The organism is Pseudomonas sp. R62, assembly GCF_000257605.1.
Classification (GTDB): domain Bacteria; phylum Pseudomonadota; class Gammaproteobacteria; order Pseudomonadales; family Pseudomonadaceae; genus Aquipseudomonas; species Aquipseudomonas atacamensis.
In genome coordinates, this window is record NZ_JH635999.1 from 2304087 (window position 1) to 2309390 (window position 5304).

The following is a 5304-nucleotide window of genomic DNA, read 5'->3' on the forward strand; positions in this document are numbered from 1 at the left end:
CCAAGGTGATCTTGTAACGGCTCAGCCGAACACCGCAATCACCCTGGCCGACCCGATAGACCAGCCCGTGCATGCCGCTACCGTCGGCACCGAAACAGAGAAAGGCCGGCCGATGCAGCAAGCCTTCCAGATCCAGATCGGGGCGCTCGCTGACCAGCTCGAGATCCAGTTCGTAGGTCTGGTTGAGCACTTCCCGGGTGCGAAAACCGAACACTTGAAGATCGTGGGAAACGCCTTCTATCTCGAGAGTGAAAACAACGGGCCTGCCAGCGATGCGCATCCACCTGTCCCTGTGTCTGATTGAAAGACGGGACTGTGCAACGGTGCACTGCAATGGGTGAAGTCAGACCTTTCCCTGTTTTGCCGGCCTGCGAGCGAAAAGGACATGGCCCACAGAGAAGCGGCCGGGATCCTACGGAAATGATCCCGGATCCTATGCCTTTCCCCTGTGGTCAGGGCAGCAAAATGATCTTGTCGCCACCGCCCTGATTGACCTCTTCATAGCGCGCCAGCCCTTCAGCCAGCGGCACTTGCACCAAGCCCTGCGGCAGCGGCAAGCGATCCTCATCGAAGAACCGCCCGAACTGCTCGAGCATCGCCGCGCACGCCTCAACGCCGTACAACAACGAGTTGATCCCGACCACCGAACCGCCCTTGCGATACAGCGCCAGCGCCGGCAATTGCACGTGGCCGTCGACCGGCGCGGCGATGATGGCGATGCGGCCGAAGGTGGCCAGTGCCGCCACCGAAGCGGGCAGCCAGAAACCGGTGGTGTCGAAGATGACATCGGCGCCACCGCGATACACCGCGTTGACCTGCGCACCGAGGTCTTCTGGCTTATCCAGTTGAATCGTCTGATAGCCCTGCTTCTGCAAATCGGCTACCTGCTCGGGCCGGCGCGCCGCCGCCAGCAATTGCGCGCCGCGCACTTTTGCCAGGGCCAAAGCCGCGGTTGCCACTGCCCCGCCGCCGATCACCAGCAAGCGCGTATCGGCGCTGACCAGGCTGCGTTCCAGCGCATCCCACGCCGTGGTGTACGGCACGCCAAGGCTGGCCGCCTGAGCGAAACTCAAATGCGCCGGTTTGTGCGCCACGCCGCTGGCCGGCAATTTGACGAATTGCGCATGGGCGCCGTCGGCGAAGAAGCCCAGCTCGCGCCCGGTACCCCAGACTTCCTGACCGATCAGTGCTTGCGGCCCCTCGACCACCACCCCGGCAAAATCCCGCCCCGGAACCCGTGGCAGTGTGGTGTAAGGAAAACGCCCAAGGACGTTTTTCACATCGCTGGGATTGAGGCCGGCAGCCTTGATCTGCACCAGCACTTCATCGGCGCCGGGCACCGGGGTCGGAACGTCGACGAAACGCAGGGAAGACAGGTCGCCGGTCTGATCGAATTGCAACGCTTTCATGGGCACATCCACCGAAAGGAAAAAGGGAAATTCAGGACAACCAGCCAGCGACCAGTTGCCGGCCCAGCGGCCACAACTGCTCACCGACCAACATGCCGAGCAGACCGACCAGCGCGATCGCCGGTGGTGCGGGAGAACGGAAGTCGAGCGCGCCGTAGAGCAGGCCGACGCCCAGGCCGATGGCCAGAGAAATGAGGTAGTTCATGGAGGAACTCCGCCGCGATAAGTGATGGGCAGAGTCTAGGGAAACGGGCGGAGCGGTATCGGCCAAGGACTTCTGAATTTCGGACAAACCTTCTGCAGCCGCCATAGAACCGTGTGGGAGCGAGCCTGCTCGCGAATGCGGTCTTCCAGTCAAAACTTCATTGCCTGGTGCAAAGCTTTCGCGAGCAGGCTCGCTCCCACCGGGATCTGTTCAAGTTGCCGAGAATTGCGAAGGCGCCACGCCAAGCTCCCGGCGAAACATGTCGCTGAAGCTGCTCGGTGAATAACCCAGTTCGCGAGCAATGACGCTCACCGCCACGCCCTGAATCAACGCTGCCGCCGCCGTCGCCAACTGCACCTGCCGTCGCCACTCGGCGAAGCCCATGCCGAGGCTGTCCTTGAACAACCGCGCCAGCGTACGCACGCTGGCCCCGGCGTTCTGCGCATGCTGCTCGAACGGGATCTCCAGCGACGGCGCGGCCATCACGGCCTGACACAGATTCATCAGACGCCGGTCGGACTCATCCGGCAGCGGAATCTTCAACTGCGAACGCCTTGCCCGGCGCAACTCCAGCAACGCCAGCCCGACCAGTGCCTCGTAATACTCGGCCTCGCCGGCATCGCCCTGCGCCACCAGCCCGACAATCAACTCGCGCAGCAGACCACCGACTTCGATCACCTGCACCGTCGCATCCAGCGTCGCCGCCAGCGCCGGGCGCAGGTAGATATTGCGCATCTGCAAATCCGACACCACACGAATCCCGTGCGGCACTCCCGGCGGCAACCACACCGCCCGCTGCGGCGGCACCACCAGCGCTTCGTGCGGGGTTTCCACCCACATCACCCCGCTCATCGCATACAGCAACTGCCCCCAGACATGCTCGTGCGGCTCGATGAACAAACCACGCGGATAGGTTCGCGCCAGCGGTTGCACGGGCACATCGGTGTCGGTCAGATCAGGGGGCGCGGCGAGGGCCATGGCGAGCGTTCACAGGGGATTGGCGAAGCCGCCATGGTAACCAGCACGCCCCGCCCTCGCCAACGATAGCTACCGTCGGACAATCCGAATGAATTTTCCCGGCACAGCGCGATCCGTTTAATACCACAGGGAGGAATTCGGGCTTTATGAACAACGCAAAACTTTACGTCATCGACTACACACTGCATGGCACCCCCAAGTCGTTCATTATCCGCTCGGACAAAATGGACAACGCCGAAGCCTGGCATTGGGCAAGCTGCGACGCGGGCGTAGGTCGCATCCCGCGCTTCGGCCGCGAGAAAGTGCAAAAGACCAGCAAACCGATGGCAGAAAAATTCGGCCTGGAAAACGTCACCTGGCGCCAGACCAACTGACCCCACCGCCTTCACCGCAGGCTTGGCAATCGACAGGGGGAATTGACCGATGACCGACACTTATCACCCGGCCCGACTGGACTACGGCCTGACCACCTTCTTCGGCCAGATCACCAAAACGGTGAATTGCGCAGTCGCACTGGAAACGGTTGCGGACGACCCTTACCGCTTCACCCTGTGCGTCCAGGCACCGGTACCGGAAGACCTCCACCAAGCCAAGGTTGTGGTGGTCAAGGTCGAAGGGCGAACCTTGCAAGGCACGGTCAGGCACTTTGAACGACAGGACGACGACAGTCTGAAAATGGAAGTGGAACCTGATTAGGCTCCACTTTTTTTTGCCGCGCTTATTTCGGATGAGCGCAACCGCAACCCTTCATCGCACACTCTTCACCGTGCTTATGGTGATGAGCGCAAGCCTCGCAGCAATAGTGTTTACCGTGTACAGCGTAGGAATGTTCGCCTTCTTTGATGGTGCAGTTGCAGCCCGGGCAGTCGCATTTTTTATCGGACATGGGACAGACTCCTTGCGTGGTGGTTGTCTGGGGCTTGCGAGCAAGCCATATGGGACAGTGTAGAAGGTGGTGTTGCAGGCTGGGCCATTGATGAGAGATTGAGCGACCGGAAGATGGCTTTCGCGAGCAGGCTCGCTCCCATAGGTGTTCGCCGCACAAAGCAATGAGCGTTAGCTCGAATAGCTTTTGATCTTGATCTCAGAGCCCGTCGGCAGGCTGAGCGGAGGGCAACACCCGCAGCACCGGATATGTACTCAAAAATCACTGCGCCTGCCGCGAACTCCGATACATAAACACCAAAGCCACCGCCAGACATACCATGGCCAACATCCGACTCGGAGACAAGCCGATCGCCGGATTCCCCAACCAGCCGAAATTGTCGATCAACATCCCCATCCCCAACTGCCCGACAATCACCGCCACCGTCGCCACAGCCGTCCCGACCACCGGCACCGCGCCAACCATCACCATCATGTACACCACGCCGAACAGCGCCCCGGTCAACTGCCATTTCGGCACCTCAAGCAGACTCACCGCCTGCGCCGGCTCGAAAAACAGAATCAACAACCCGGTCACCACCGCGCCCACCGCAAAGGTCAGCAGACTGCTACGCAGCACCCCCACCGTCTCACCCAGACGCCCATTGATCGCGGCCTGCACACTCAACACCGCACCGGCCAACACCACCACCGCCAACAAAATCACCAGACCCATCACTCACCCCCGCGCAATCAGAACCAAAGCCACCACAATCAAGCCCAACGCCAGCCAGCGCTCGCCGTTGACCTTCTTGCGCGTCGCGCCGAACCAGCCGAAATGGTCGATCAGCACACTCTTGCCGACCTGACCGGACAAAATCGCAATCATCGTCATGGCGATGCCGATATGCGGCGTCGCCAGCGTCAGCACCACCACGTAGATCGGCCCGAGAAACCCGCCGATCAACTGCCAGCGCGGCAGTTCGGTCAGCGCCGGACCTTTTTGCGGACCGGCAAACAGCAAAAGCAAAAACAGAATCGCCGAACCCACACCGAAGATGCTCAACGTCGCCCACAAATGCCCGACCTGCTCACCCAGCGGCCCGAGCAAACCGGCCTCCACCGACAAGCCCATGCCAGCGAGAATCACCAGCGGCAGCAACAGCAGACGCAACACCGATCTTTTCACCGGTGCAGCAACCACCCCTTCATCCAACGTCTGCATACATAACCTTCCACGCTCGAAAACAATGGCGCGGATTATCGGCTGGCGCCGCTGTGCGATAAATGGGAGCATCCGGACAACACTTTTGCGCAATACGCACAGCGAGACAAGGCATGCACGGGCTCAACGAACTCGGATTCAAAGCGTTAAGGCTATTTGTAGCGGTCCTCGACCACGGCAGTTTTTCCGAAGTCGCCCGCCGCGAAGGGGTCGCGCCCTCCTCCATTTCGCGGCAGATCCAATTGATGGAGCAGGCGCTCAACCAGCAATTGCTCTACCGCCACACCCGCGCCGTCACCCCGACCGAAGCCGGGCGCACGCTCGGGCACCATGCGCGGTTACTGCTGGTGCAATTGGAAGAAGCCGAACAGGCGTTGCAGGAACAGCAAAGCGAACCCACCGGACTGGTGCGCATCAACGCGCCAGTGGTGTTCGGCCAACGCCATCTGACGCCCTGGCTGGGCCAGCTCTGCGCGCGTTATCCGAAGCTGCAACTGGATATCCAGCAAACCGACCATTACGTCGACCCGCTACAGGAAGGCGCCGACCTGCTGTTTCGCATCGGCGCGCTGCACGATTCAAGCATGCAGGCACGCATTCTGGCGCCGCACCGTTTTCAGGTC

General features: G+C 61.1%; 9 protein-coding genes and 1 pseudogene. 3 read left to right on the forward strand and 7 right to left on the reverse strand.

Annotation, left to right across the window (positions count from 1 at the left end):
• The 4 genes and pseudogenes from OQK_RS30705 to OQK_RS28130 form a co-directional block, all read right to left on the reverse strand.
• Positions 1-280, reverse strand: a pseudogene (locus OQK_RS30705) (type VI secretion system tip protein VgrG); the annotation flags it as partial.
• 172 nt (positions 281-452) lie between these two features.
• The gene (locus tag OQK_RS28125) at positions 453-1409 is read right to left on the reverse strand and encodes a quinone oxidoreductase family protein (RefSeq protein WP_016775400.1); all 957 of its coding nucleotides are present in this window, start codon (positions 1407-1409) and stop codon (positions 453-455) included.
• 31 nt (positions 1410-1440) lie between these two features.
• The gene (locus OQK_RS29635; RefSeq protein WP_016775401.1) at positions 1441-1614 is read right to left on the reverse strand and encodes a DUF1427 family protein; all 174 of its coding nucleotides are present in this window, start codon (positions 1612-1614) and stop codon (positions 1441-1443) included.
• A gap of 210 nt (positions 1615-1824) precedes the next feature.
• Positions 1825-2592, reverse strand: coding sequence for an AraC family transcriptional regulator (locus tag OQK_RS28130; RefSeq protein ID WP_016775402.1), 768 nt, complete (start codon positions 2590-2592; stop codon positions 1825-1827).
• A 146-nt stretch (positions 2593-2738) separates the two neighbouring features.
• On the opposite strand from OQK_RS28130, the gene OQK_RS28135 reads away from it, so the two are divergent.
• Both OQK_RS28135 and OQK_RS28140 read left to right on the forward strand, forming a co-directional pair.
• Entirely contained in the window at positions 2739-2966 is a 228-nt protein-coding gene (locus OQK_RS28135) for a DUF6555 family protein (protein WP_016775403.1), read from the forward strand.
• Between the two features lie 49 nt (positions 2967-3015).
• A complete protein-coding gene (locus tag OQK_RS28140) occupies positions 3016-3288 on the forward strand; it encodes a hypothetical protein (RefSeq protein ID WP_016775404.1) in 273 nt (90 codons plus the stop codon).
• 22 nt (positions 3289-3310) lie between these two features.
• On the opposite strand, the gene OQK_RS29640 is transcribed toward OQK_RS28140, so the two are convergent.
• The 3 genes from OQK_RS29640 to OQK_RS28150 all read right to left on the reverse strand — a co-directional run bounded on the left by OQK_RS29640 (position 3311) and on the right by OQK_RS28150 (position 4681).
• A complete protein-coding gene (locus OQK_RS29640; protein ID WP_016775405.1) occupies positions 3311-3478 on the reverse strand; it encodes a metallothionein in 168 nt (55 codons plus the stop codon).
• Between the two features lie 261 nt (positions 3479-3739).
• Positions 3740-4192: a DMT family transporter gene (locus tag OQK_RS28145; RefSeq protein WP_016775406.1), complete on the reverse strand. Its 453-nt coding sequence runs from the start codon at positions 4190-4192 to the stop codon at positions 3740-3742.
• 3 nt (positions 4193-4195) lie between these two features.
• Positions 4196-4681, reverse strand: a complete 486-nt coding sequence (locus OQK_RS28150; RefSeq protein ID WP_016775407.1) for a DMT family transporter — start codon at positions 4679-4681, stop codon at positions 4196-4198.
• 113 nt (positions 4682-4794) lie between these two features.
• On the opposite strand from OQK_RS28150, the gene OQK_RS28155 reads away from it, so the two are divergent.
• On the forward strand, positions 4795-5304 hold a 510-nt coding region (locus tag OQK_RS28155; protein WP_038861900.1), incomplete at its 3' end, for a LysR family transcriptional regulator.